This is a genomic window from Pseudonocardia sp. SID8383 (assembly GCF_009864975.1).
Classification (GTDB): domain Bacteria; phylum Actinomycetota; class Actinomycetes; order Mycobacteriales; family Pseudonocardiaceae; genus Pseudonocardia; species Pseudonocardia alni.
On the sequence record NZ_WWFY01000691.1, the window covers coordinates 1 to 2,706 of the forward strand.

Genomic DNA, 2,706 nt, shown 5'->3' on the forward strand with positions numbered 1-2,706 from the left:
GACCCGCACCTTCGGCCCCGCCACCACGCGACCCGCGGGGGAGCAGGCGCCGGCGCCGGTGCGGGGCGGCCTGTCGGTCGTCGTCGCCGGGGGTGGGTCGGCCGGGCACATCGAGCCCGCGCTGGCCGTCGCCGACGCGATCCGGCGGCTCGTGCCGGGAGCCCGGGTCACCGCGCTCGGTACCGAGAAGGGCCTCGACACCCAGTTGATCCCGGCCCGCGGCTACCCGCTCGAGCTGATCCCGCCGGTGCCGCTGCCCCGCAAGCCCACCGCCGACCTGTTCAAGCTCCCCGGCAACGTCCGGGGCGCGGTGAAGCGGGTCCGGGAGGTGCTGGAGGCGGCGGAGGCCGACGTCGTCGTCGGGTTCGGCGGGTTCGTCTCGCTGCCCGCCTACCTCGGCGCCCGCGGCCGGGTGCCGATCGTCGTGCACGAGGCCAACGCCCGCGCCGGGCTCGCCAACAAGGTCGGTGCGCGGTTCGCCTCCGCCGTCTGCGTCGCGGTGCCCGGCACCGGACTCGCGAACGAGGAGGTGGTCGGGATGCCGCTGCGCCGCTCGATCACCACCCTGGACCGGGCGTCGCTGCGGCCGGAGGCCCGGACGTACTTCAACCTCCCCCCGCACGGCCCTGTGCTGCTGGTCTTCGGCGGCTCGCAGGGTGCCCGTACCCTGAACGACGCGGTCGCCGGGGCCCTGCCCGCCTTCACCGAGCGGGGCATCTCGGTCCTGCACGCGTACGGGAAGAACGGCACCCCCGCCGACCCGCGGCCCGGCTACGTGCCGGTGCCCTACATCGAGCGGATGGACCTCGCCTACGCCGCCGCGGACGTCGTCCTCGGCCGGTCCGGCATGACCACCGTCGCCGAGCTCACCGCCGTCGGGCTGCCCGCGGTGTACGTGCCGCTGCCGCACGGCAACGGTGAGCAGGCGCTCAACGCCCGCCCGGTCGTCGAGGCCGGGGGCGGCAAGCTCGTGCAGGACGAGGACATGAACGGCGAACGCGCGATCGACGAGCTGATGCCGATGCTCACCGACCCCGACCTGGCCCTCGCGATGGGCCGCCGCGCCCGCGCCGCCGGGCACGGCGAGGCCGACGAGAAGATCGCCCGCATCGTCATGGAGGTGGCGGGCCGGTGAGCGTGCTCTCCGACCACGTCCACCTCATCGGGATCGGCGGCGCCGGGATGAGCGGGATCGCGCGGATCCTGCTCGCCCGCGGAGCGACCGTCTCCGGGTCCGACGCGCGGGACTCCCGCACGGTCACCGCGCTGCGCGCGCTCGGCGCACGCGTCGAGACCGGGCACGACGCCGGCCACCTGCGCCACGACGGCGAGACCCCGCCGACCGTGGTCGTCTCCACCGCGATCCGGGAGACCAACCCGGAGCTGGCCGCCGCCCGCGAGCGCGGCTACGACGTCGTCCACCGGGCGGTCGCACTGGCCGCGCTCACCGAGGGACGGCGGCTGGTCGCCGTCGCCGGGACGCACGGCAAGACCTCGACGACGTCGATGGTCACCGTCGCCCTGCAGCACGCCGGGGCCGACCCGTCGTTCGCGATCGGCGGCGACCTGTCGGTGTCCGGGTCGGGCGCCCACCACGGCAGCGGCGACGTGTTCGTCGTCGAGGCCGACGAGAGCGACGGCTCGTTCACCGCGTTCGCCCCGTCGGTCGCGATCGTCACCAACGTCGAGCCCGACCACCTCGACCACCACGGCGACGAGGCCGCCTACCGGGCGGTGTTCGAGCGGTTCCTGGACCGGCTGGTGCCCGGCGCGACGCTGGTCGCCTGCGCCGACGACCCGGGGTCCGCCGAGGTCGCGGTGCGAGCGGAGGAGTCGGGCGTCACCGTGCTGCGCTACGGCCGCACCGCGACCGGCCCGCACGACGCCCGGCTGCTCGAGTTCACCCCGGACGGCACCGGCTGCCGTGCGCGGTTCCGCACCGGCGACGCCGAGCACGAGCTCACCCTCGGCGTCCCGGGCGAGCACATGGTCCTCAACGCGCTCGGTGCGTTCCTCGCCGGCGTCGCCGTCGGGACCGACCCGGCCGTGCTGCTGGAGGGCCTCGCCGGGTTCGGCGGGGTGCAGCGCCGGTTCGAGTTCAAGGGCCGCGCCCGCGGCGTGTCGGTCTACGACGACTACGCCCACCACCCCACCGAGGTCGCCGCCACCCTGCGCGCCGCCCGCGAGGCCGCGCCGGTCCGCGAGGGGCGACGCGGCCGCGTCCTGGTCGCGTTCCAGCCGCACCTGTACTCCCGCACCCGGCTGTTCGCCGCCGAGTTCGGCGCGTCGCTGTCGCTGGCGGACGAGGTGATGGTGCTCGACGTCTACGGTGCCCGGGAGGATCCCGAACCCGGCGTCGGTCCGGCGCTCATCACCGACGCGGTGACGTTGCCGGCCGGGCGGGTGCACCGAGCCCCCTCGTGGGAGCGGACACCCGCGGCGATCGCCGCGCTCGCGACCGACGGCGACGTTGTGCTCACCATGGGCGCCGGTGACGTCACCGCGCTCGGGCCGGAGATCCTGCGGGAGCTCGCCGGCGAGGGGTGAGCGCGCGACACGGCGGCGGCACAGCGGGGGCACGATGAGCAGCGACGAGCAGGACACCGGCGACGACCGGGCCCGGGACGGTGCCCGCTCGCCGGGCCGCCGTGATCCCGAGCAGGAGCGGCGCGCCGCCGAGCGCGCCCGTCGCATCCGGGAGCGCCG

General features: G+C 76.2%; 2 protein-coding genes. Both read left to right on the forward strand.

From position 1 onward, the window contains the following. Positions 1–58: 58 nt before the first annotated feature. Complete coding sequence (locus tag GTW08_RS16820) at positions 59–1,135, forward strand: UDP-N-acetylglucosamine--N-acetylmuramyl-(pentapeptide) pyrophosphoryl-undecaprenol N-acetylglucosamine transferase (protein ID WP_161152204.1); 1,077 nt, start codon at positions 59–61, stop codon at positions 1,133–1,135. Continuing rightward, positions 1,132–2,547 (forward strand): UDP-N-acetylmuramate--L-alanine ligase, encoded by a 1,416-nt coding sequence (gene murC / locus GTW08_RS16825; RefSeq protein ID WP_073573921.1) that lies wholly within the window; start codon positions 1,132–1,134, stop codon positions 2,545–2,547. Before GTW08_RS16820 ends, murC begins: the two co-directional genes overlap by 4 nt. Positions 2,548–2,706 lie beyond the last annotated feature (159 nt).